The organism is Photobacterium salinisoli, from assembly GCF_003614885.1.
In the GTDB taxonomy this organism is placed as follows: Bacteria; Pseudomonadota; Gammaproteobacteria; order Enterobacterales; family Vibrionaceae; genus Photobacterium; species Photobacterium salinisoli.
In genome coordinates, this window is record NZ_QZMS01000013.1 from 161414 (window position 1) to 184186 (window position 22773).

General features: G+C 52.9%; 20 protein-coding genes. 8 read left to right on the top strand and 12 right to left on the bottom strand.

All coding sequences use genetic code 11. From position 1 onward, the window contains the following. Positions 1–24: 24 nt before the first annotated feature. On the bottom strand, positions 25–1386 hold the full coding sequence (gene glpT, locus D6M16_RS18560; RefSeq protein WP_120513363.1) for a glycerol-3-phosphate transporter: 1362 nt from the start codon (positions 1384–1386) through the stop codon (positions 25–27). A 422-nt stretch (positions 1387–1808) separates the two neighbouring features. Here glpT and D6M16_RS18565 point away from each other — a divergent pair, with 422 nt between their 5' ends. From D6M16_RS18565 to yacG, 7 genes are all read left to right on the top strand, one after another. Further along, the gene (locus tag D6M16_RS18565) at positions 1809–2300 is read left to right on the top strand and encodes a pilin (protein ID WP_120513364.1); all 492 of its coding nucleotides are present in this window, start codon (positions 1809–1811) and stop codon (positions 2298–2300) included. Position 2301: 1 nt separating this feature from the next. After that, entirely contained in the window at positions 2302–4005 is a 1704-nt protein-coding gene (locus tag D6M16_RS18570) for a GspE/PulE family protein (protein ID WP_120513365.1), read from the top strand. After that, positions 4005–5237 (top strand): type II secretion system F family protein, encoded by a 1233-nt coding sequence (locus tag D6M16_RS18575; RefSeq protein WP_120513366.1) that lies wholly within the window; start codon positions 4005–4007, stop codon positions 5235–5237. Before D6M16_RS18570 ends, D6M16_RS18575 begins: the two co-directional genes overlap by 1 nt. 86 nt (positions 5238–5323) lie before the next feature. After that, complete coding sequence (locus D6M16_RS18580) at positions 5324–6211, top strand: prepilin peptidase (RefSeq protein ID WP_120513367.1); 888 nt, start codon at positions 5324–5326, stop codon at positions 6209–6211. Then, positions 6208–6819 (top strand): dephospho-CoA kinase, encoded by a 612-nt coding sequence (coaE, locus tag D6M16_RS18585; protein ID WP_120513368.1) that lies wholly within the window; start codon positions 6208–6210, stop codon positions 6817–6819. The genes D6M16_RS18580 and coaE overlap by 4 nt, the downstream gene beginning before the upstream one ends. Before the next feature lie 38 nt (positions 6820–6857). Further along, positions 6858–7622 (top strand): cell division protein ZapD, encoded by a 765-nt coding sequence (zapD, locus tag D6M16_RS18590; protein ID WP_120513369.1) that lies wholly within the window; start codon positions 6858–6860, stop codon positions 7620–7622. 7 nt (positions 7623–7629) lie between these two features. Next, positions 7630–7833, top strand: a complete 204-nt coding sequence (yacG, locus tag D6M16_RS18595) for a DNA gyrase inhibitor YacG (protein WP_120513370.1) — start codon at positions 7630–7632, stop codon at positions 7831–7833. Between the two features lie 37 nt (positions 7834–7870). Here yacG and mutT read toward each other — a convergent pair whose 3' ends face one another. After that, positions 7871–8269 carry an 8-oxo-dGTP diphosphatase MutT gene (gene mutT, locus D6M16_RS18600; protein ID WP_120513371.1) on the bottom strand — a complete coding sequence of 133 codons (399 nt, stop codon included), beginning with the start codon at positions 8267–8269 and terminating at the stop codon, positions 7871–7873. 121 nt (positions 8270–8390) lie between these two features. Beyond that, positions 8391–11108: a preprotein translocase subunit SecA gene (gene secA / locus D6M16_RS18605; RefSeq protein WP_120513372.1), complete on the bottom strand. Its 2718-nt coding sequence runs from the start codon at positions 11106–11108 to the stop codon at positions 8391–8393. Between the two features lie 402 nt (positions 11109–11510). On the opposite strand from secA, the gene D6M16_RS18610 reads away from it, so the two are divergent. Further along, positions 11511–11969, top strand: coding sequence for a DUF721 domain-containing protein (locus D6M16_RS18610; protein WP_120513373.1), 459 nt, complete (start codon positions 11511–11513; stop codon positions 11967–11969). Between the two features lie 64 nt (positions 11970–12033). On the opposite strand, the gene lpxC is transcribed toward D6M16_RS18610, so the two are convergent. The 9 genes from lpxC to mraY all read right to left on the bottom strand — a co-directional run bounded on the left by lpxC (position 12034) and on the right by mraY (position 22773). Next, positions 12034–12951: a UDP-3-O-acyl-N-acetylglucosamine deacetylase gene (gene lpxC, locus D6M16_RS18615; protein ID WP_046220559.1), complete on the bottom strand. Its 918-nt coding sequence runs from the start codon at positions 12949–12951 to the stop codon at positions 12034–12036. Between the two features lie 115 nt (positions 12952–13066). After that, the gene (gene ftsZ, locus D6M16_RS18620; RefSeq protein WP_046220560.1) at positions 13067–14251 is read right to left on the bottom strand and encodes a cell division protein FtsZ; all 1185 of its coding nucleotides are present in this window, start codon (positions 14249–14251) and stop codon (positions 13067–13069) included. 33 nt (positions 14252–14284) lie between these two features. Continuing rightward, positions 14285–15541 (bottom strand): cell division protein FtsA, encoded by a 1257-nt coding sequence (gene ftsA / locus D6M16_RS18625; protein ID WP_027253673.1) that lies wholly within the window; start codon positions 15539–15541, stop codon positions 14285–14287. Positions 15542–15567: 26 nt separating this feature from the next. Then, positions 15568–16320 (bottom strand): cell division protein FtsQ/DivIB, encoded by a 753-nt coding sequence (locus D6M16_RS18630; RefSeq protein ID WP_120513374.1) that lies wholly within the window; start codon positions 16318–16320, stop codon positions 15568–15570. Between the two features lie 299 nt (positions 16321–16619). After that, on the bottom strand, positions 16620–18077 hold the full coding sequence (murC, locus tag D6M16_RS18635; protein ID WP_120513375.1) for a UDP-N-acetylmuramate--L-alanine ligase: 1458 nt from the start codon (positions 18075–18077) through the stop codon (positions 16620–16622). Positions 18078–18093: 16 nt separating this feature from the next. Then, positions 18094–19155: an undecaprenyldiphospho-muramoylpentapeptide beta-N-acetylglucosaminyltransferase gene (murG, locus tag D6M16_RS18640; RefSeq protein ID WP_120513376.1), complete on the bottom strand. Its 1062-nt coding sequence runs from the start codon at positions 19153–19155 to the stop codon at positions 18094–18096. Then, positions 19142–20350 carry a cell division protein FtsW gene (ftsW, locus tag D6M16_RS18645; RefSeq protein ID WP_120513377.1) on the bottom strand — a complete coding sequence of 403 codons (1209 nt, stop codon included), beginning with the start codon at positions 20348–20350 and terminating at the stop codon, positions 19142–19144. The genes murG and ftsW overlap by 14 nt, the downstream gene beginning before the upstream one ends. Next, complete coding sequence (gene murD / locus D6M16_RS18650) at positions 20344–21690, bottom strand: UDP-N-acetylmuramoyl-L-alanine--D-glutamate ligase (RefSeq protein WP_120513378.1); 1347 nt, start codon at positions 21688–21690, stop codon at positions 20344–20346. Before murD ends, ftsW begins: the two co-directional genes overlap by 7 nt. Beyond that, entirely contained in the window at positions 21691–22773 is a 1083-nt protein-coding gene (gene mraY, locus D6M16_RS18655; RefSeq protein WP_120513379.1) for a phospho-N-acetylmuramoyl-pentapeptide-transferase, read from the bottom strand.

Genomic DNA, 22773 nt, shown 5'->3' on the forward strand with positions numbered 1-22773 from the left:
TAATATAAAGATTAAAGCATGAATTTACGCAAGTGCCTGCTCGCGTGCTTTTTGTTTATGGTGCGCTCGCTCACCCACAAAGGCATACATCAGGAAAATGATGGACGCGATACAAGAGCCCACCAGCACGATGAAACCGCCGTCCCAGCCAAAGTGATCCACTGTGTAACCCAGCACCGCATTCGCCGCGACGGCGCCACCCAGGTAACCAAACAGACCGGTCAGACCCGCCGCCGTGCCCGCCGCTTTTTTCGGCGCCAGTTCAAGCGCATACAGACCTATCAGCATCACAGGACCATAAATCAGGAAACCGATCGCAATCAGTGCCAGCATATCAACGGTCGGGTTACCTGCCGGGTTGAACCAGTAAACCAGCACTGCCAGTGTAACCAGTACCATGAACAGAATACCGGCCGGTGCACGGCGTCCTTTGAACAGTTTGTCTGAAATCCAACCGCACAGCAGCGTGCCCGGGATCCCGGCCCACTCATACAGGAAATACGCCCAGGATGATTTATCCACGGTAAATTCCTTGGCTTCTTTGAGGTACACAGGTGCCCAGTCGAGTACGCCGTAGCGGATCAGGTACACAAAGGCGTTGGCTATCGCGATAGACCACAACAGTTTGTTGGAGAATACGTATTTGAAGAAAATCTCTTTGGCCGACATTTCATTTTCATGAGACTTGTCGTAATCGTCCGGATAATCGTTTTTGTATTCTTCAATCGCCGGCAGGCCACATGACTGTGGCGTATCGCGTACCGTCAGCCAGATGAAAACAGCCACCAGAGCAGCAAAAAAGGCAGGGACATAAAAAGCGGCACGCCAGTCATCCTGGAAAGCCCACAGACCGAGTAGGAACAGCGGCCCAATCAGGCCACCGCCCACGTTATGAGCGACATTCCAGACCGAGACAATTTCGCCCCGCTCTTTACGGGACCACCAGTGCACCATAGTCCGGCCGCACGCGGGCCAGCCCATGCCCTGGAACCAGCCGTTCAGGAACAGTAGGATAAACATGGCGGTAATGCTGCTCGTCGCCCAAGGCATGAAACCGAAGCAGAACATCACCAGTGACGACATCAGCAGGCCGGCACTTAAGAAATAGCGTGGATCGGAGCGGTCAGACACGCTGCCCATCAGAAACTTAGACAGACCATAGGAAATAGAGACAGCTGCCAGCGCGACACCCAGATCACCACGACTAAAGCCTTGCTCAATCAGGTATGGCATCGCCAGACTGAAATTCTTACGTACCAGGTAATAACCCGCATACCCGAAAAAAATTCCAATAAAAAGCTGCCACCGCAGACGTTTGTAGGTGCTGTCAACCTTGTCTGCCGGCAGCAGCGGTTGATGCGCTTTGGGGGTAAAAATTCCAAACATTCAGAGGGAACCTCGTTGTTATGATTATTGCGATGGTTTTTGTGAGCGAGTGAGCGTATTCATCAAATTGATGAAAGTAAATATTTTCGTTTATGCTCATTTGTTATCTGTGATCTGTGTATTGTCTTGATAGATACCCAACAAAAATAGTGGTTTTTAAGTAACTTACCGCAATTACACTGCAGTTATGCCCACCTGGCACCTTGAGCACATTCGAGCAAACAGGCCGGATTTATAACAATCCAGCCCCTGATGCCGCCTGCCCAAGGCTGTTTTCTTCGAGAAGCCTCCAGTCATCGTCTGAATGTACAGGTTGTTGCAGCCAGAGTATTGAATAGCACCGAGAAACGAAAACTCATTGCTATCCATATGAATAATATGACTTATTTTCATTCGCACAGGTTCTTCAGGTGGATAGCATAATGACCAGGCACAGTGGATTTACATTGATCGAATTGATGATAGTGGTGGCTATCATCAGTATTCTGGCGGCGTTTGCCATGCCGGCTTATCAGGGATACACCCAGCGAGCCCATGCAACTGAGATGCTGCATGCTTCCTCGGCGATGAAAACCGCGGTCAGTTTATGCCTGATGACAGGGCAAACATCCGGTACCGCACAGCTGATCGACTGTCAAAGCGGCAGTAACGGTGTACCCGCCAGACAACTTTTCAGCAAAAGCAATGGTGACAGTTTTGAGATTTACTCCACGGTGACGGCAAGCCTGTCAGGTACCACACCAACCATCACGGACGGCACCGCCATAGTGGCGCGTATTCCGGAAGGACAGCGCAAAGGCAGCCTGCCAGCAGATGCCGAAATCCGGCTACAGCCACAGAGCGACTCCCACGGTATTATCTGGCGGACACTCTGCAGCGGTGATAACCAGTCGCAATTTTGTCCGGGGCAATAAGATGAGCAGCGCCCTGGTGAACACGTTACTGCAATCGAGCCTTATCAATCCGGCCGAAGCCGAACTTATCCTGGCTGAAATGCGCCGTCATCACCTGAACGATATCGCGGCAATAGTCAGCTCAGGTGTGTTCAGCGACTGGGATCTGGCCAAACAACTGGCCCATCTTGCTACGCTGCCTATGGACGATGTCCACCATTACGATTACCAGTCAGTCTGTAAAACGCTGAGCCTCAGGCCTCTGATAGAAAGACACAGCATACTTCCCCTCGCACTGGACAAAGATGTGCTCACCCTAGGGATCGCCAATCCCTTTGACACCCGTAGCCAGGACGAATGCCGCTTTGCCTCCGGCTATCAGATTTCACCGGTGGTTTTACCGCTCAGGCAGCTGGAAAACGCCATCAGGCGGATTTACGGCGACCCAATTACCAGCACGCTGCACACAGCCAGCCTCAACGACAATGAGATAGCGCAGCTCTCAGCCGCCCAGATTCAGCCAACCGAACCGGTGGCCGACAACGACGACGCCCCGGTCAGCCGTTATCTCAATCACCTGCTGCTGGATGCGGTAAGGCGGCAGGCGTCTGACATCCATATCGAACCCTTGGAGAAGCAGTGCCGGATCCGGTTTCGCTGTGATGGTCTGCTGCTGATTCATGCCACTCCCCCTTCGGATTTGGCTGCCCGGCTGGCCGCCAGGCTCAAAATACTCGCCAGACTCAACATAGCAGAACGCCGCCTGCCTCAGGATGGCCGCTTCAGGCTACCACTCAACCAAGAGCTAACCGTAGATATGCGGGTCTCGACCTTGCCTGCGCAGTGGGGAGAAAAAGTCGTCTTACGCTTACTCGACAGCAACCATATTCCGCTGGCACTTCACCGGCTGGGGTATACCGACGGCCAGCGCTATGTCTTTGAGCAGGCTCTGACTAAACCGCAGGGGCTGATTCTGGTTACCGGCCCGACCGGCAGCGGAAAAACACTGTCGCTGTATGCCGCCCTGAACTTATTGAACAAAGAACATCGCAACATCTGTACCGCAGAAGATCCGGTCGAAATTCAATTACCGGGTATTAACCAGCTCCACATTCACCCAGCCATAGGGCTGGATTTTGCCACGGCACTGCGGACCTTCCTGCGCCAGGATCCCGATGTGATCATGATAGGTGAGATCCGGGATCAGGAAACGGCAACCATGGCGGTACGCGCCGCGCAGACAGGACACCTGGTGCTCTCCACCCTGCACACTAATTCCGCGGCCGATACCCTGAACCGATTACAGCATCTGGGGATCGCGCCTTATGAGCTCAGCGCTTCCCTCAGTCTGATCATCGCCCAGCGACTGGTTCGCTGCCTGTGCCCGCACTGTAAGCAACAAGCTGACTTAACGTCCCACCAACGCCAAAAACTGGCCATAGATGCGTTAACGCCAGTGTTTGCCGCCAATCCTAAGGGTTGCGAACACTGTAATCAGGGCTACTTAGGCAGAACAGGGCTGTTTGAACTGGTCTCTTGCACTGCCAGTCAGGCAAACCCGTTAAGTGCAGCCACACTCTCCGATTCTATCGCTGAGCGGGCTGACAATCTGTCACTGGAGCAAGCCGGGATCCGCTTGCTCTGCAAAGGGATCACCAGCCTGAGCGAGCTGCAGCGGGTTCTGGGCTATGAGAGCCTGCAGTCAGAAACCGGAAGTGCCGGATAATGCCGGCTGAACGTTTAGGTTATTTTCGGTGGCGAGGACGCCACCGCAATGGCCGCAGCGCCAGCGGCGTGGGTGTCGCTTTCCAGCCCGGCGAAATCGAAGACTCGCTTCACGCTCAATCGATTACACCTCAGTCGATCCGCCGTATCCGCCCCGGCTGGATAACCTATCGCCGTCATCGTTTCCGCCCACAGGATCTGACCGACATGTTCCGGCAACTGGCCAGCTTACTGAATGCATCTCTGCCGCTGAGCGCAGCGCTGGCCATTATGACCAAAGAGCAAAACCGGATGGAAGCCGCCGCCATACTGAAGCGTATCCAGCAGCAGGTCACATCCGGCACCCCACTCTCTGAAGCTGTTGCCCGCCACACGCCCTGTTGCGATGCTATCGTCACCAGCCTGATCAAAGCCGGTGAGTTCGCCGGCCAACTGCCGCAAATCCTGGAACAGATTGCCTCGTACCGCGAACAGTATCATCAGCTGCAGCGCACCCTGTTCCATGCGCTGCTCTACCCTGCTGCGGTTTGTGTGGTGGCCATGGCGGTGACCGCACTGATGCTGGTGTGGATCATTCCGCAATTTGCCGGATTGTTTGCCACCATGGGCCACCAACTGCCCTGGTTGACCCGTACTGTGCTGACGTTGTCGGACTACGCCAGCCGGTACAGCCTGCCACTCGTGGCCGGTGTGGCCCTGATAACCGCGCTCTGCCGCTGGCAGTATGGCCGCAGCCTGCGCTGGCAATACCGTTTTCATCGTATAGCGCTGCTGTTACCACTTGCGGGCACCTGCTTGCATCTGGCTGCACAAGCGCGTTTCACCCGCACCTTGGGTACCACCTTTAAAGCCGGCGTCCCTTTGCTGGACGGACTGGACCTTGCCGCGAGTACCTGCGGCAATAAAGTGCTGGAACACACCTACCACCAGGCTGCCCGTCTGGTCGCCGGCGGACAACCGCTCTACTCCGCGATCCGGCAAGGAATGGGCAAACAACGCCCCTTCATTCCAGAGCGTCTGATACAGCTCATCAGGGTTGGTGAAGAAACCGGGAAAATAGACACTATGCTGCTCGAGCTGGCGGCTTATTATGACAACGCACTGTCACAACAGCTTAAAACGCTGACCACCCTGCTCGAGCCTGTACTGATACTTGTCATAGGGATGATTATCGGCACCTTGCTGCTGGCTATGTACCTACCGGTGTTTGACCTGATGAAAGCCGTCGGCTGAGTTCTTTTTCAGCGGCTCGCTACTGACAGCAAAATCAGGCTAAAATAACGGTTCTTCGGATATCTTGATGGAAAATGAGCAATCTCATGGCGTTACTGACCTACTATCCCTGGCTTTACCCTCTGGCGGCCGCTATTTTCGGCCTGATCGCCGGCAGCTTTCTGAATGTGGTCATCCTGCGCCTGCCTGTCATGATGGAAAGACAATGGCGCGCAGATTGCGCCGAGTGCTTTTCGGAACATGCAGAAATTGGCCCCCAGCCTGTCTTTAATCTCAGTGTACCGGCTTCCAGCTGCCCGCACTGCCAGCATAAGATCCGCGCCTGGGAAAACATTCCTGTCATCAGCTGGGTCTTGCTCGGTGGCCGTTGCAGTCACTGCAAAGCAAAAATCAGTGTCCGCTATCCTGCCATTGAACTTCTGACTGCGCTCACCGCGCTGGCCGTCGCACTGGTGTTACCCTTTTCGGCCTGGAGCCTGGCGGTGATTGGCGCCGGTTGCGCCCTGATCGCCCTGACGTTCATTGATATAGATAAAATGCTGCTGCCTGATCAGCTCACTCTGCCTCTGATGTGGGCCGGCTTGCTGCTGGCCCTGCTGGATATCAGCCCGGTCAGTCTGCAATCTGCCGTGATTGGGGCTATGGCCGGCTACTTGTCGCTCTGGAGCCTGTACTGGGTATTCAAGCTGCTCACAGGCAAGGAAGGCATGGGCTACGGCGATTTCAAACTTCTGGCCGCGCTGGGAGCCTGGGCCGGATGGCAGTTGCTGCCTTTTATTGTTCTGCTCTCTTCCTTGCTCGGCGCTATCTGTGGCATCATTTTACTGCGTATGCAACACAGCGACAGGCAGACAGGTATGCAAACGCCGTTTTCATTCGGGCCTTACCTGGCGCTGGCCGGGTGGATAGCCCTGCTTTGGGGGGCCCCTGTGCTTAACTGGTATGTAGGGACATATTTAGGATATCCATTATGACTTTGGTAGTCGGCCTGACTGGCGGCATTGGCAGCGGTAAAACCACAGTGGCTAACCTGTTTGCCGACTACGGCATCGATATCATTGATGCCGATCTGATTGCAAGAGAGGTTGTGGCTCCCGGATCAGCAGGCCTCAAAGCCATAGCAGAACGCTTCGGGAATGACATCCTGCTGACAGATGGTCAGCTCAATCGCAGTAAACTCAGAGACGCTATCTTTAATGAGCCTGCGCAGAAAGCCTGGCTCGATAGCTTGCTGCATCCCATGATTCGCCAGCAGATGAAGCAGGATATCAGTAAAGCCAGCTCGCCTTATTGCCTGTTAGTTGTACCCTTAATGGTGGAGAATCAACTGCAAGCCATGACCGACAGACTGCTGGTGATCGATGTTCGGGAAGACATACAAATAGCCCGCACTGCGGTCAGGGATAAGGTCAACGACGATCAGGTCCGTAAAATTCTGGCGGCTCAGGCCAGCCGGGAACAACGGCTTGCTGCGGCTGACGATGTGATTGATAACAATGGCGACAGTCACCAGTTACGCGGTGAAGTTGCCCGGCTGCATCAGCAATATCTGCTCATGAGCGAGCAGGCTGATCGCAATTGATACAGCGCTGATCAAAAGATGAATAACAGGCCCGCACTATGCAGACTACCCGGCAGACAACCCGTTTTGAGCATCCGTTAAACGAAAAAGTCCGTACTTACCTGCGACTGGAGTATTTATTGCTCCAAATGAATCACACCAGTGAATCGGACGATCCCTGGCAATATCAGCTCTTTTTCCGCGCTTTGTTCGATGTGCTGGATATTCTTGATCAGATCCAGGTGAAAAGTGAGCTGGCCAAAGATCTGGATAAGCAGCAATCTCAGCTCAAGCTCTGGCTGGATGTCGACGGTGTGGATCAAAGCGCCGTTCTGTCACTGTTGGATCAAATGGCTTCCATCCACCACCACCTGATCACAGCGCCGCGTCTGGGCCAGATCTTACGTGAAGATCGCTTTCTGGCCGGGATCAAACAACGCTTCTCGCTGCCAGGCGGCAGTTGCTGTTTCGATCTGCCCAGCCTGCATCACTGGTTACACCTGTCGCAGGACGGCAAACAGGCCGATATGGCATACTGGTTAGATCAACTCAAGCCAATGGCTCAGGCAATTCACCTATGGCTGAGAGTCACCAGAGAATCCGGCCACTTCAAACCCCAGATAGCCCGCAACGGTTTTTTCCAGCACGATGCGGAAAATGCCAGCCTGCTACGCTTACAAATTTGCCCCAGCTATGGGGTTTACCCTATGATATCCGGTCACCGTAGCCGGTTTGCCATCCGATTCATGCCCTTTGATGAAGGGCAGAGCACGACGAATAATCCGGTGACCGAAAGAATTGAATTCACACTAGCGATTTGCTGAGGTTCCCGTGTCGCAACAAAGAACACCCACGATAGTCAAATGCCCGACCTGCCAGGCCGACGTTGTATGGGGAGAAGTCAGTCCGTACCGGCCTTTTTGCTCCAAACGTTGCCAGCTCATTGATTTAGGGGAATGGGCAGCAGAAGAAAAAGCCATACCCGGTGCCCCTGACATGTCAGACTCAGACGGCTGGTCAGAAGATAACGCGTAACATAGCGGGTCAACAACCCGCTACCAAGCCTGCTGGTTTATCGGGCCAGCAGCTTGTCAATGACCGGATAGTTGGCTTCAGGGAAAGTGAACTCCCGCAGCGCATCCAATGTCACCCATTGCCCTGGCTGGCCTTCACGGCCGTAAGCTTCACCATCAAAAGCTTTGATCAGAAAGAAATCGAACTTTAACGCTTTTTCCGGATAGTCATGCTCTAGCTCAATAAAGTGCTCCAGCTCAGTGGCAGTGATACCGACTTCTTCGTTCAGCTCACGGATAACCGCTTGCTCGGCCGTTTCCCCCAGCTCTACCTTACCGCCGGCAAATTCCCAGAAGCCACCTTTATGTGCAGTTTCGGCACGACGGGTAATGAAGACTTTATCCTGCTGGCGGTTCAGGATAATGCCCGCCGATATCCAGACTCGTTTTTTAATCACGCTGCTTACCTGTTCAAATACTATTTCGCTCTGTCAGCAGAGCACTCACTTGACTGATTTTAACCTTTGACAGAAAAAAACAAAGGCCGCATACGCGGCCTTTGAATAATTACCTGCCAAATCAGCTGATTCGGCCATGGCATTGTTTATATTTCTTGCCAGAACCACAAGGGCACGGCTCGTTGCGGCCAACCTTACGCTCACCGGTTGAGAAATCTTCTCCGCCCTGGCTGGTTTCGGCCACTGCACTGGTTGCTTCCTGATGGTTGAATTGCTGGCGACGAGCCATTTCTTCCGCCATACGCTGGCGTTCAGCTTCAACGCGTTCTACGTCATCCTGCTGCTGCACCCGTACCTTGCTCAGGATAGCCACTACATCGTTTTTCAGGTTCTCAAGCATGCCTTGGAACAGTTCAAACGACTCGCGCTTATATTCCTGTTTCGGGTTTTTCTGAGCGTAACCGCGCAGATGAATACCCTGACGCAGATGATCCATCGCCGCCAGATGCTCTTTCCAGAGAGTATCCAGGTTCTGCAGCATCACAGTTTTCTCGAAGTTGCGCAGCACCGGGGCACCAACAGCTTCTTCTTTGCTGTTATACACACTGACAGCTTCGGCAACAATGCGCTCGCGTAATGCTTCCTCATACAGCTTATCATCGCTGTCCAGCCACTGCTGAATGGGCAAATCAAGATCGAAGTCCGCTTTCAGGCGCTCTTGCAGACCTGGGATATCCCACATTTCATCCAGAGACTGTGGCGGAATATAAGTATCAATCACGCTGTTAAGCACATCTTCGCGATTATGCGAAATCATTTCGCTGATATCATCGGCGTGCATCAGTTCATCACGCAGCTCATACACCACTTTACGCTGGTCATTCGCCACATCATCGAATTCCAGCAATTGCTTACGAATATCGAAGTTACGGCCTTCAACTTTACGCTGTGCATTTTCAATCGCTTTCGTCACCCATGGGTGCTCAATAGCTTCACCTTCTTCCATGCCCAGCTTTTTCATCATGGCAGATACGCGATCTGAGGCGAAAATACGCATCAGGCCATCTTCCATAGACAGGTAGAAACGTGAAGAACCGGCATCACCCTGACGACCCGCACGGCCACGCAACTGGTTGTCGATCCGACGCGACTCATGGCGTTCTGTGCCTATGATATGCAGACCACCCGAGTTCAGCACCGCAGCGTGCCGCTCTTTCCATGCCGCTTTCACGGCTGCGATTTGCTCTTCAGTCGGCTCTTTCAGGGCTTCGACCTCGCTCTGCCAGCTGCCGCCCAATACGATATCTGTACCACGACCAGCCATATTAGTCGCAATCGTCACCGAACCGGGTTTACCTGCCTGAGCCACGATATCTGCTTCTTTTTCGTGGAATTTGGCATTCAGAACCTGATGCGCAATACCGGCTTTTTTGAGCTGGCTGGAAAGCAGCTCAGACTTTTCAATCGAGACCGTACCCACCAGAACCGGCTGACCATTGGCCACACGGGCATGAATATCTTCGGTGATAGCGGCAAATTTTTCTCTTTCGGTCATGTAAACCAAATCACCCATATCATCACGGATCATAGGTTTATTGGTAGGCACGACCACAGTTTCCAGGCCATAAATACTCTGGAATTCAAAGGCTTCGGTATCGGCCGTTCCCGTCATACCCGACAGTTTTTCATACAGGCGGAAATAGTTCTGGAAGGTAATAGAGGCCAGCGTCTGGTTTTCATTCTGGATTTTAACGCCTTCTTTGGCTTCAACTGCCTGATGCAAACCCTCAGACCAGCGGCGGCCAGGCATGGTACGGCCCGTGTGTTCGTCAACAATGATGACCTCGTTATCTTTAACGATATAGTCAACATCACGCTCAAACAGCACATGCGCACGCAATGCAGCATTCACATGGTGCAGCAGAGAAATGTTAGCCGGTGAATACAAAGTGTCGTCTTCTTGCATCAACTCACGCTGTTTGAGTAATTCTTCGACAAACTCCTGGCCATTTTCAGTCAGGTGAACCTGCTTCGATTTCTCATCAACCGTGTAATGGCCTTCCCCGCGATATTCTTCACTGTCTTCCTTGTCTTCTTTAACAAGCTCCGGGATCAGGGTATTGATCTGGGTATAGAGCTCAGAGCTGTCTTCAGCAGGGCCGGAAATAATCAGAGGGGTACGGGCTTCATCGATGAGGATGGAATCCACTTCATCCACAACCGCAAAAAAGCGTTCACGCTGCACACGATCTTCCGGTCGGAAAGCCATGTTGTCACGCAGGTAATCAAAACCAAACTCGTTGTTGGTGCCATACAGAATGTCGCACGCATAGGCTTCTTTTTTCACCTGTGGTGGCATTTGGGACAGGTTCACGCCCACAGTCATTCCAAGGAACTCAAACAGTGCCCGGTTGGTTTCTGCGTCACGGCTGGCCAGGTAGTCATTGACCGTCACGATGTGAACGCCTTTGCCTGTCAGCGCATTGAGGTAGGCTGGCAAGGTGGCTGTCAGTGTTTTACCTTCACCGGTACGCATTTCTGCAATCTGGCAGTCATTGAGCACCATGCCGCCAATAAGCTGCACGTCAAAATGACGCATGCCGAACACACGCTTAGAGGCTTCGCGTACGGTTGCGAATGCTTCAGGCAGTAACTGGTCCAGCGATTCTCCCTGCTCCAGACGCTGACGGAACTCTGCCGTCTTGGCCTTCAGTTCTTCATCCTGCAGGCTTTCAAATTGTGGTTCTAGCTTGTTGATCTCATCAACAATTTTACGCAAACGTCGAATGGTACGGTCGTTGCGGCTGCCGATAACTTTAGTCAGTAGTTTTGATAACATGGCTATGCCGTTTTACTCTTTGTGATGTCAGATCCCAGCACAAGCGCAGGCTGAGTACTCAATAAATTGCAATCAAAACGAAGCCCTTCCATGCTCCGTTCTTCCCAATACTATTCGCTAACTTCAAGCTGGGTTGAAAACAAATGTCTGTGATGGAGATATTGTGTTTCCCTTGCTAAATTTCAAGGGCAATCAAGGCACAATATCACGCTTTACGAATTGGAACCATGCACCCCAACGCCAGAAAAAGCGCAGGCTGCTTCCTTAATTTGTTATGATAAAAAATATTCTCTGGTCCGCCTATCATTAAGGCGATAACTTAGCGACCAGATAGTAAAACTTAGATCTCACTCCGTTCGGTGCGTTCTTACATTCATCACATTCATTTTTTACGGCGACAAAATGAGAGATCACCGCCCACAAACAACGGCCAGCCTGCTGGATGATGAAACGGCATTGGGCAATATCCAGCAAAGAGCCATGGCACTACACAAGCTCAATATGCAGGTGCAGCAACATCTCAATTGCGCGCAACTCTGCCGTGTCAGCAACTACCGGCAAGGCATTTTAGTCATTGAAGTCGCATCAGCTGCTTGGTCAATGCGGCTGAATTATGAGCGGAACCAGCTGATGCAAAGGCTCCGTGAACATATGCTGCCTCAGCTTCAGGATATCAGGGTCAGTGTCAATCCGGCTCTGGCGGCAACGACAGTGAAAACCAACAGCACCTCTGTGCTCAAACGTAAGCCTATCTCACAAAAAGCAGCGCAGTCTTTGCTGGAAACGGCTGAGGATGCACCAGCCAAAATCAAAGCCCGTCTGGAGCGACTGGCCGCTCTTGCACAACAAAACAATAAGTAACCTGCACGACAGGCGAAAAAAAACGCCAGACAGGGTCTGACGTTTTTTCTTTAACTGCTTAGCTTCACGCCAGTACCATGCCTGGTTGGGCAAAGGTTACCGGCACTTCTGCTTCGTCCTGGAATGTCGACCATTCAAAGGCTTCCTGATCAGCCAGTACTGCACGTAGCAGCTTGTTGTTCAGGGCATGACCGGACTTATAAGCCACCATTTCACCAATAATGTTGTGGCCACACATATACAGATCGCCGATAGCGTCGAGTACTTTGTGCGTCACCAACTCATTGTCAAAACGCAGACCTTCATCGTTCAGAATGCGATAATCATCAAGCACGATAGCATTATCAAAGCTACCACCCAGACACAGGTTCTGAGATTGCAGGTATTCAATATCACGCATGAAGCCGAAAGTACGGGCACGGCTGATATCTTTTACAAACGACTGACTGGAGAAATCCAGTACCAGACGCTGCTGCTCAGAATCAATCGCCGGGTGATTAAATTCAATCGCGAAATCCAGACGGAAACCGTTATACGGTCGCAGTTCCGCCCATTTATCGCCATCTTCAACGCGAACAGTTTTTTTCAAACGCAGAAAGCGCTTAGGCGCATTCAGCGTTTCGATGCCGGCAGATTGCAACAGATAAATAAAGGGGCTGGCGCTACCGTCCATAATAGGAATTTCCGGTGCATCCACTTCCACAATAACGTTATCAATACCCATACCCGCAAGGGCAGCATTCAGGTGCTCGACAGTTGAGATGCGTACGCCCTGATCATTCACCAGTGCGGTGCACAACATAGTATCTCGCACAGAATCTGCATTAGCCGGGAAATCCACCGGCGGATTTAGATCCGTACGACGATAGATTACACCAGTATTTGCGGCTGCAGGCCGCAGAATAAGCGTCACTTTACGTCCGGAATGCAAACCCACTCCAATCGTTTTAACGATGCTTTTTAGTGTACGTTGTCTGATCATCTGCTTACTCGTCTCAACTGACTGATGACAATTTATCGGCCACCAATCTGCAAACTTGAGGGCGGCCAGACGCTCATATTACCATCAAACGTGACCTAACCCAAATTTTTTAAACTTAGTCTGCCTGCTTGCGCAAAAATGCTGGGATATCCAGATAGTCATGATCGGCTTGCTGCTTAGGCTTGGCAGCCGTAGCGGCAGATCCTGACTGAACACCTTTCTCAGCAACAGCAGGTTGTGCTGGTGTTTTAGCTGCGATCGGCTCTTCCTTTTCCTGAATCACAGGCTTTTCCTGTGCTGCAGGCTTGGCTGAGCTCGTCACCAGAGTGATATCCGGACGAGATTCTTTACCAATACCGGTTGCCACAACAGTCACACGCAGCTCGTCAGTCATATCCGGATCCAGAGACGTACCGATAACAACGGTTGCGTTATCAGAAGCAAAGGCCTTCACTGTATTACCGACAGTTTCAAACTCGTCCAGACGCATATCCAGGCCGGCAGTAATGTTCACCAGAACACCACGAGCACCCGCCAGGTCAATGTCTTCCAGCAACGGGCTGGAAATCGCCATTTCTGCTGCTTCCTCTGCACGGTCTTCGCCCGTCGCCACGCCGCTACCCATCATGGCATGACCCATTTCGGACATCACAGTACGTACGTCTGCAAAGTCGACATTGATCATACCCGGGCGGGTAATCAGTTCAGCAATACCCTGAACAGCGTTTTTCAGTACGTCGTTCGCTTTTGCAAAAGCGTCTAACAACGTAATGCCACGCCCCAGCACTTTCAGCAGCTTCTCGTTTGGAATCGTAATTAACGAATCTACGTGTTTGGACAGTTCTTCAATGCCCTGTTCCGCAAACGCCAAACGTTTTTTGCCCTCAAAGCTGAATGGCTTAGTGACAACAGCAACCGTTAGAATACCCAGTTCTTTCGCTACTTCAGCAATGATAGGCGCCGCACCTGTACCTGTGCCGCCCCCCATGCCCGCAGCGATGAAGACCATATCAGAACCTTCTAATGCTTCCCTGATCGCTTCACGATCTTCCAGGGCTGAATCACGACCAACCTGAGGGTTAGCGCCTGCGCCCAAACCTTTGGTGATATCACCACCAATCTGGATCACTGTGCCGACGTTACTCTTCCGCAAAGCCTGCGCATCAGTGTTAACACTGATAAAGTGTACGCCTTCGATCGATTCACGAACCATGTGATCGACAGCGTTACCACCACCACCGCCAACGCCAATGACCTTAATTACCGCTTCATCAGACAATTCCATCATCGGTTCAAACATGTGTTCTCTCCGTTCTTCCTGTTCGCATCAGGTTTAAAATTCTTTTCTTAGCCAACCACTAATTTTAGTGAACAGACCGGCAACGGACCGTTTCGGTTCAAGTTCACCATCTTCAAATGTCTGACTGTCCTTTCCGTAATGCAGTAAGCCTACTGCTGTCGCGTAATGCGGGGCCTGGACATAGTCCGTTAGACCACTCAATGCCAGCGGTCGGCCCAAACGTACCTGATTACGGAATACCCGCTCGGCACATTCGACCAGCCCTTCCATCTGTGAGGCTCCACCGGTTAACACTATCCCAGCGGCCAGCTGGTGTTTAACACCCGTATTACGCAGTTGTTCTTGTATTTCCACCAACTTTTGATTTACCAGACCCAGCAACTCGCTGTATCTAGGTTCAATGACTTCAGCTAATGTCTGGCTTTGCAGGCTGCGCGATGGCCGACCTCCCACACTCGGTACGTCGACTTTGGCATCTTTACTGACCAGCTCGCTCAGTGCACAGCCATACTTCACTTTGATCTCCTCAGCATCACCTGGCGGTGTGCCAAAGGCATAAGCGATATCGCTGGTGACCACATTGCCTGCGTAAGGAATCACTTCCGCATGCCGCAATGCACCACCAGTCCAGACAGCCATGTCCATGGTGCCGCCACCAATGTCTATCACGCACACACCCAGTTCACGCTCATCTGCCGTCAGTACAGCATAACTGGCAGCCAGCCCGGAGAAGATCAGTTGATCTACTTTCAGGCCGCAACGCTCTACGGCTTTCACTATGTTACGTGCCATATCATTATGGCAGGTGATCATATGAACGCTGGCCTCCATCCGGACGCCTGACAACCCCACAGGGTTCTTGATACCTTCCTGGTAGTCAATGGCGAACTCTTGCGGAATCACATGCAAAGTGCGATGTTCATCGCTGATTTTCACCGATTTGGCAGTATGAATGACGTTATCTACGTCATCCTGAGTCACTTCTTTATCAGAAATTGGCACCATGCCTTTTTCAGTCTGACAACGAATATGTTTACCAGACAGCGACAGATAAACAGAGGCAATTTGGCAGTCGGCCATTAATTCTGCCTGGTCAACCGCCCTTTGCACAGATTTGACGACAGATTCCAGATCATTGACGCCGCCTTTGTCCATGCCTTTAGACGGGCTGCTGCCCACACCAATGACATTCACCTGGCCGTCCGGTAATGCTTCGCCGACCAAAGCGCATACTTTGGAAGTACCGATATCAAGGCCAACGATGAGTTTTTTATCTGTAGCCTTCGTCATTAGCGCACGCTCTTTTCCTGAACCACTTATTCATTATTCTGTTGCCATCCAACAGCAACACCTGTGTCGTAGCGGAGGTCAACATAATCAATCGCTTTACCCTGCTGCTCCAGCTCCGGGTATAACCACAAAAACCGCTTGATACGCTCAATTCTGGCTTCCCGACCCAACTCCAGCCGAATTCCATTGCTGAGCCAGATTCGCCATGACCGCCGCTCATTCAACGACAGCCTAACAATTTCTAAACCGCCGCGCTGCAACTCGGGTTGCATTTGACGCCACGTTTTGAGCATTTCCTCACTGCTGCCATCCGGCCCTTCCAGCGTTACCATAGACTCGCCTGATACATCGGAAGACGGGGCCTGAAACACCTGCCCCTGCATGTTAACCAGATACTTGTCATTCCAGACGGCAGCGGGTTGATGCTCAACCAAATACACTTTTACGGTATCAGGCCATTGCTTTCGTACCGATGCCTGGGCAACCCAGGGTAAAGACTCCAGGGCATGCTGGAGCTCATCCACATCCTGAAGCATAAAACTGCCCAGTGAGCCCATTTCAAGAATGCCCTCTCTGACCTGATCTGTGGTCAGATGATGCAGCTCACCCTGAATAATCAATTGGGACAACGGCAATCGGTTTGCATCTGTCATCCAGTGCACTACCGCAACAAACAACCAAGCCATGGCGGTTATGACCAGCACCAGAAAGCTGAATCCCCGCCACTGGGACAAAGCACCGCCAATCAAATTACTCTGTTTTAAGGCTGTTTCTGTCATGGTTTAACACTTTATTTCCTGAATCATGTCAGTCTGCCGTTATTTTATGAGCCAGACAAGCCAAGCTATGACTTACCGACCACAAAATTTCACCAGAATCAGGATATAACAACAAAGCTGGCCGATTATACCGACCAACTCGATGCTCTCCAACCATTGTTCGCAATTTCCTGTGCTTAGACATCAAAGTGCATGCAAAAGCAGGATTATTCTGACTTTCTCTTCAAGCTTAGCGAAGAAGTGCAAGAAAGTGACACAAAATAATCCAGATTTTAGCCTTTACATGCCATAACGGCACATTATTTCTTCATTTCATTCACGTTGAGCGCCATCGCGGCCAACTGACGGGCAATTTTACCAACGTCACCAGCACCTTGCGTCAGAACAAGGTCATTCTCTTGAATAACATTGGCTAACGCTCCCGGTAATGCCGCTGTGTTGGGCACAAAGATCGGATCGAGCTTACCTCGTCCGCGAATGGTACGACAAAGAGAGCGGCCGTCAGCCCCGGGGATCGCGACCTCACCTGCGCTGTACACATCCAGCATCAGCAACACATCCACCTGTTCCAGCACATTGGCAAAATCATCGTACAGGTCGCGGGTGCGGGTATAACGGTGGGGCTGGAATACCATCACCAGACGTTTACCCGGCCAGCCCGCACGAGCGGCTTTAATGGTGACATCCACTTCGCTCGGGTGATGGCCATAGTCATCCACCAGCATCACATTGCCGTTTCCGCTGTCAAATTCACCCAGGTGATCAAACCGGCGGCCGGTGCCTTCAAATTCAACCAGCGCGCGCAGGATAGCGTCATCCTCTACGCCTTCTTCCGTCGCCACAGCAACAGCTGCAGCGGCGTTAAGGGCATTGTGCTGACCCGGAATATTGAGTGTGACCGTCAGTTCAGGCTTGCCTTTGCGCAGAATCGAAAAGTGTCCTTGCTGACCCTGCTGACGATAATTCACCAACCGAACATCGGCATCTTCAGCAAAACCGTAGGTAATAACCTGGCGGCCCACACGTGGCAGCAATTCCCGTACCACAGGATCATCAATACACATCACGGCCAGCCCGTAAAACGGCAGGTTATGCAGGAAATCAATAAAGGTTTGCTTCAGGTTTTCAAAGTTACCACCATAGGTTTCCATATGGTCTGCTTCGATGTTAGTGACCACACACACCATGGGCTGCAGGTGGATAAAAGAAGCATCACTCTCATCGGCTTCGGCAATCAGATAGCGGCTGGAGCCCAGACGTGCATTGGTACCGGCGCTCTTCACCAGGCCGCCATTGACAAACGTCGGATCCAGTCCGGCTTCGGAGTAAATCTGAGTAGTCAGTGCAGTTGTGGTTGTCTTGCCGTGCGTGCCGGCGATCGCAATACCATGGCGATAGCGCATCAGCTCAGCCAGCATTTCCGCACGGCGGACCACGGGAATACGCAATTCACGGGCTGCTTTCAGCTCAGGGTTTTCCGCCGATATCGCGGTTGAGGCCACCACCACGCTGGCCCCTTCCACATTGGTGCTCGCGTGCCCAAAAAACAGCTCAGCACCACGTTCAGCAAGACGCTCAGTCACTGAGTTTGGGGTAATGTCCGAGCCACTGATGCGGTAGCCTTCATTCAGTAAGACTTCGGCGATGCCACTCATTCCGGCGCCGCCGATACCAACAAAGTGAATACGCTCAACGCGGCGCATCTCTGGCACCATGGTTCTGATTTTGGCTATTTGCTGGTTATCCAGTTTACTCATCACTCTGTTCTCTTCTTTACTTAGCCTGCGCCTTAATCACATCTGCCACCCGGGCATCCGCATCAAGAATCGCAGCCTGTCTCGCCGCCTCGGCCATGCTCAGCAAAGCCGGGCGATCTAAGGTTGTAATTAGCTGCGCCAGACGATCAGCGGTCAGATCCGGCTGTTCTATCATGTGTGCGCCGCCGCACTCCACCAGATGGTCCGCATTCAAAGCCTGCTGGCGGTCTTTATGCATAAAAGGCACGAATATCGCGCCGACGCCAGCCGCCGACAACTCCGACACGGTCAGCGCCCCAGACCGGCACACCACCAGATCAGCCCAGTCATAAGCTGCCGCCACATCATCAATAAATTCAGTGACTTGATATTTCTGCACGCCACACTGGCTGTATGTCTGCTCAGTACTGGCCTGATTTCCCTTACCGGCCTGATGCCAGATCTCGACATCCCTGCCTATCTGTGCGGCAGCGGCCGGCACAGTCTGGTTCAGTATCCGTGCTCCCTGGCTGCCACCCATTACCAGGATCCGCACCGGCCCTTCTCGCTCAGCCAACCGTTGCGCTGGCGCCGCCAGTTCAGTCACATCACGGCGAACCGGATTGCCAACCACAGGTTTGCCCGGAAAGGCGCCCGGAAAAGCTTGCAGCACACTGGCCGCAATACGCGATAACCAGCGGTTTGTCAGGCCAGCTACCGCGTTTTGCTCGTGCAGGATCACAGGAATACCGCTGATCCAGGCAGCCACGCCACCCGGACCACTGACATAACCGCCCATACCAAGCACCGCATCCGGTTGCCAGGCCTGGATATAGCGACGGGCCTGTAATATCGCGCCCACAATCTGAAAAGGCGCCGCCAGCAGTTTTTTTATCCCCTGGCCGCGTAACCCTTTCACTTTAATAAAATCAATTTCAATCCCATGCTTGGGCACCAGGTCGGCTTCCATACGGTCTGCCGTCCCCAGCCAGCGAATTTCCCAGCCTTGCTGCTGCAACTGACGGGCCACGGCTAATGCCGGAAATACATGGCCGCCCGTGCCGCCGGCCATCACCAGCAAACGCTTATTTTTCTTCATTGTCATTTTCATCACTTGATTGCGCGGATCCGAAACGTGCCTGATGCCGCTGTTCATGATCGATGCGCAGCAAAATGGCCACGGCCGTCGACATAATGAACAAGCTTGAGCCGCCGTAACTGATCAAAGGCAGAGTTAGCCCTTTTGTCGGCACTATTCCGGCCGCAGCACCGACATTGACCAACGTCTGGAAAGCAAACCAGAACCCGATGCCAAATGCCAGAAAACCGCCGAACAACTGCCCGGACTCCAGGCTTTTCTTTCCGATGAACAACGCCTTGAACACCAGAGCAAAGATAAGCAAAAGCACCAGGGTTACCCCCAGCAGACCCAGCTCTTCAGCCAGCACGGCGAACACGAAATCAGTATGAGCTTCGGGTAAATATTCCAGCTTCTGAATGGAATTGCCCAGGCCTTGTCCCATCCAGTCACCCCGACCGAATGCCATCAAAGACTGTGTCAGCTGATAACCACTGCCAAAGGGATCTTCCCAGGGATCCATAAATGCGGTGATCCGGCGCATACGGTAAGGCTCGAACACAATCAGCATCACTATGCCCAGCATCGCCATCGAGAGCATGGCAAGAAACTGCCACAGCTTGGCTCCGGCAATAAACAGCATGCCCACCGTGGTGACAAACATCACCACGAAGGAGCCCAGATCCGGCTGTTGCAGCAGCAACACAGCCATCAGCGCCAGTACGGCCAGCGGCTTGATAAAGCCGTAGAAACTTTGTCTGACCTGATGATACTGGCGTACCAGATACCCGGACAGAAACACAAAGAGCGAAAGTTTAGCCACTTCCGCCGGCTGCAGATTAAAGATCCCCAGCGGGATCCAACGTACCGCCCCGTTAACCGAGCGGCCGATCACCAGTACAATCACCAGCAATGCCAGCGATACCAGCAGCATAGGCACACTCAGCTGTCGCCAGCGCTCCAGCGGTACCTGGACCATGAAAGCGGCAATGACCAGCGCACAGAGCAGAAAAAAGGCATGACGCAGCGCAAAATAAAACGGCATATCTGTCAGGCGTGTAGCCACAGGTACAGAGGCAGAGCTGACCACAACCAGTCCGGTCACCATGAGTAACAGACTGATCCACACCAGTTGTCTGTCATACTGACAAGGCGGAGCAGGCCGGCTGAACCACTGGCTGATTTCAAACAGGGTCTCTTTCACCCCTCTCAGCATGCCTGCGCTCCCTGCACCTGATCTTTCAGACTGTGGGCCAGTTCAGCAAAGGCGTCGCCACGTGCCATAAAATTAGGATACTGGTCCAGACTGGCACAGGCCGGTGACAGTAAGACCATGTCTCCGGATGTAGCTTCCGACGCTGCCAGTGCCATCGCCTGATCTAAGGTTTCTACCACAACAGGGGCATTTGACAAGGTCAGGAAACGGTGGCCGTCACGGCCAAAGCAGTACAGCTGAACGTTGAGGGTTTCCAGCACAGGTTTGAGCGGCGTAAAATCCGCCCCCTTGCTGTCGCCGCCCACCAGCAAATGCAGTTTGCCCGGAATGGAAAGACCATTCAGCGCGGCTAACGTGCTGGCAAGGTTGGTGGCTTTCGAGTCATTGACCCAGTCAACACCATGCGCCTGGACCACACGCTGACAGCGATGCGGCAGGCCGGTATAACGGCGCAGTGTCCGGCAGGCGGCGTCACGGTCAATGCCCGCCGCGTCTGCCAGTGCCAGCGCCGCCAGGCTGTTGGCCACATTATGGCGCCCGACCAGAGCGATGTCCCGGCTTGGCATAACAGGCATACCGTTAACCGCCAGGTACTCTTCACCCTGATGCTCAATCAGCCCGTAGTCCTGATCATCAAAGCCAAAACTGGTTTGCTTACCGGTCCAGGCTGGATCCGGCAGTGTCGCCACATCGTCACGGTTACTGATAGCCAGCCGGGCATGTCGGTAAATACGCTGCTTGGCCTGACCGTAGTCGGCAAGGCTGTTGTACCTGTCCATATGATCTTCGGACAGATTCAGATAGGCCGCTGCCACCAGCTCAAGGGAGGCGGTGGTTTCAAGCTGAAAACTCGACAGCTCCAGCACGTACAACTCGTTGCCCTGATCCAGCATATCCAGAGCAGCCAGGCCGATGTTGCCGCCTACTCCCGCTTTGATGCCCGCCTCAGCGGCCATTTCGCCGACCAGACTGGTGACTGTACTTTTACCGTTCGAACCGGTAATTGCTACCACGGGCTTATCGGCCGCCTGAGCAAACAATTCAATATCACCAATCACAGGAATGCCGGCCGCGAGGGCGGTTTGCAGCTCAGGCGTACTCAGAGCGACACCCGGATTCGCGACGATCAGATCTGCCGCCAGCAGCCAGTCCATCCGCCACTGACCGGCACTCAGGCCGACGCCGTCTGGCAGCTGATCCTGCCCCGGGGGATGAGCCCGGGTATCAATCACCTGAATTGCCGGCGGTGATGCCTGTCTTAGCAGGTAGTTCACTACCGACAGCCCGGTCACACCCAGACCAACGACGACAACCTTCTCTGCCTGTGCCAAGTGATTCATTTAACGCACCTTGAGGGTAGCCAGCGCAAACAGCACCAGCATCAGAGTGATGATCCAAAAGCGCACTATCACACGTGGCTCTGGCCAGCCTTTCAGCTCATAGTGATGATGAATGGGCGCCATGCGGAAGATCCGCTGACCTCGCAGCTTGTACGAGCCCACCTGCAGGATCACAGACACAGTCTCCATGACAAAGACACCGCCCATGATCACCAGCAGCAACTCCTGACGCACCAAGACCGCAATCGTACCCAGAGCGCCACCCAGTGCCAGCGAGCCGACATCGCCCATAAAGACCTGCGCCGGGTAAGTGTTAAACCACAAAAAGCCCAGTCCAGCGCCGACAATGGCCGCGCACACCACCACCAGCTCACTGGCGTTACTGATGTAAGGAATGTTCAGATAGTTGGCAAAGTTTACATTACCGGTTGCCCAGGCAATAAACGCCATACCGGCTGCCACCATCACGGTTGGCATAATGGCCAGACCGTCAAGACCGTCAGTCAGGTTCACCGCGTTACTGGTGCCGACAATGACAAAATACGTGAGCACTATGTACAGCGCGCCAAGCTGAGGCATGACATCTTTAAAGAAAGGCACCACCAGCTGGGTCGCCGCCGTGTCTTTTCCGTAGGCATACAGGGCAAAGGCAACAACCAGGGCAATAACCGACTGCCAGAAATATTTCCAGCGCGCGATCAAACCATCGGTATTCTTGCGGACCACTTTGCGGTAATCATCAATAAAGCCGACGATACCGTAGCCCAGCATCACCGTCAGTACAGCCCAGACATAGGGATTGCTGATATCAGACCACAGCAAGACTGTGATGGTAATCGCTGCCAGAATCATCACCCCGCCCATGGTCGGCGTACCACGTTTACTGAAATGAGACTCGGGGCCGTCATGGCGCACCACCTGACCTATCTGCATCATCTGCAAACGGGCGATCAGGCGAGGCCCCATCCACAATGAAATAAACAAAGCTGTCAGCACGCTGATGATGGCGCGAAACGTCAGGTATTCAAACAGACGGAAAAAAGGAAAAGTCGACTCTAGTAAGTCCGCTAACCAAAATATCAT

Bases quoted from the DNA above. Each gene is read 5' to 3' on its own strand.
- zapD (WP_120513369.1), top strand. From the start codon at position 6,858: ATGCAGACTACCCGGCAGACAACCCGTTTTGAGCATCCGTTAAACGAA.
- glpT (WP_120513363.1), bottom strand. From the start codon at position 1,386: ATGTTTGGAATTTTTACCCCCAAAGCGCATCAACCGCTGCTGCCGGCA.
- mraY (WP_120513379.1), bottom strand. From the start codon at position 22,773: ATGATATTTTGGTTAGCGGACTTACTAGAGTCGACTTTTCCTTTTTTC.
- coaE (WP_120513368.1), top strand. From the start codon at position 6,208: ATGACTTTGGTAGTCGGCCTGACTGGCGGCATTGGCAGCGGTAAAACC.
- D6M16_RS18565 (WP_120513364.1), top strand. From the start codon at position 1,809: ATGACCAGGCACAGTGGATTTACATTGATCGAATTGATGATAGTGGTG.
- ftsZ (WP_046220560.1), bottom strand. From the start codon at position 14,251: ATGTTTGAACCGATGATGGAATTGTCTGATGAAGCGGTAATTAAGGTC.
- murD (WP_120513378.1), bottom strand. From the start codon at position 21,690: ATGAATCACTTGGCACAGGCAGAGAAGGTTGTCGTCGTTGGTCTGGGT.
- lpxC (WP_046220559.1), bottom strand. From the start codon at position 12,951: ATGATCAGACAACGTACACTAAAAAGCATCGTTAAAACGATTGGAGTG.
- ftsW (WP_120513377.1), bottom strand. From the start codon at position 20,350: ATGCTGAGAGGGGTGAAAGAGACCCTGTTTGAAATCAGCCAGTGGTTC.
- D6M16_RS18575 (WP_120513366.1), top strand. From the start codon at position 4,005: ATGCCGGCTGAACGTTTAGGTTATTTTCGGTGGCGAGGACGCCACCGC.
- D6M16_RS18570 (WP_120513365.1), top strand. From the start codon at position 2,302: ATGAGCAGCGCCCTGGTGAACACGTTACTGCAATCGAGCCTTATCAAT.
- secA (WP_120513372.1), bottom strand. From the start codon at position 11,108: ATGTTATCAAAACTACTGACTAAAGTTATCGGCAGCCGCAACGACCGT.
- D6M16_RS18610 (WP_120513373.1), top strand. From the start codon at position 11,511: ATGAGAGATCACCGCCCACAAACAACGGCCAGCCTGCTGGATGATGAA.
- D6M16_RS18580 (WP_120513367.1), top strand. From the start codon at position 5,324: ATGGCGTTACTGACCTACTATCCCTGGCTTTACCCTCTGGCGGCCGCT.
- ftsA (WP_027253673.1), bottom strand. From the start codon at position 15,541: ATGACGAAGGCTACAGATAAAAAACTCATCGTTGGCCTTGATATCGGT.
- murG (WP_120513376.1), bottom strand. From the start codon at position 19,155: ATGAAGAAAAATAAGCGTTTGCTGGTGATGGCCGGCGGCACGGGCGGC.
- D6M16_RS18630 (WP_120513374.1), bottom strand. From the start codon at position 16,320: ATGACAGAAACAGCCTTAAAACAGAGTAATTTGATTGGCGGTGCTTTG.
- murC (WP_120513375.1), bottom strand. From the start codon at position 18,077: ATGAGTAAACTGGATAACCAGCAAATAGCCAAAATCAGAACCATGGTG.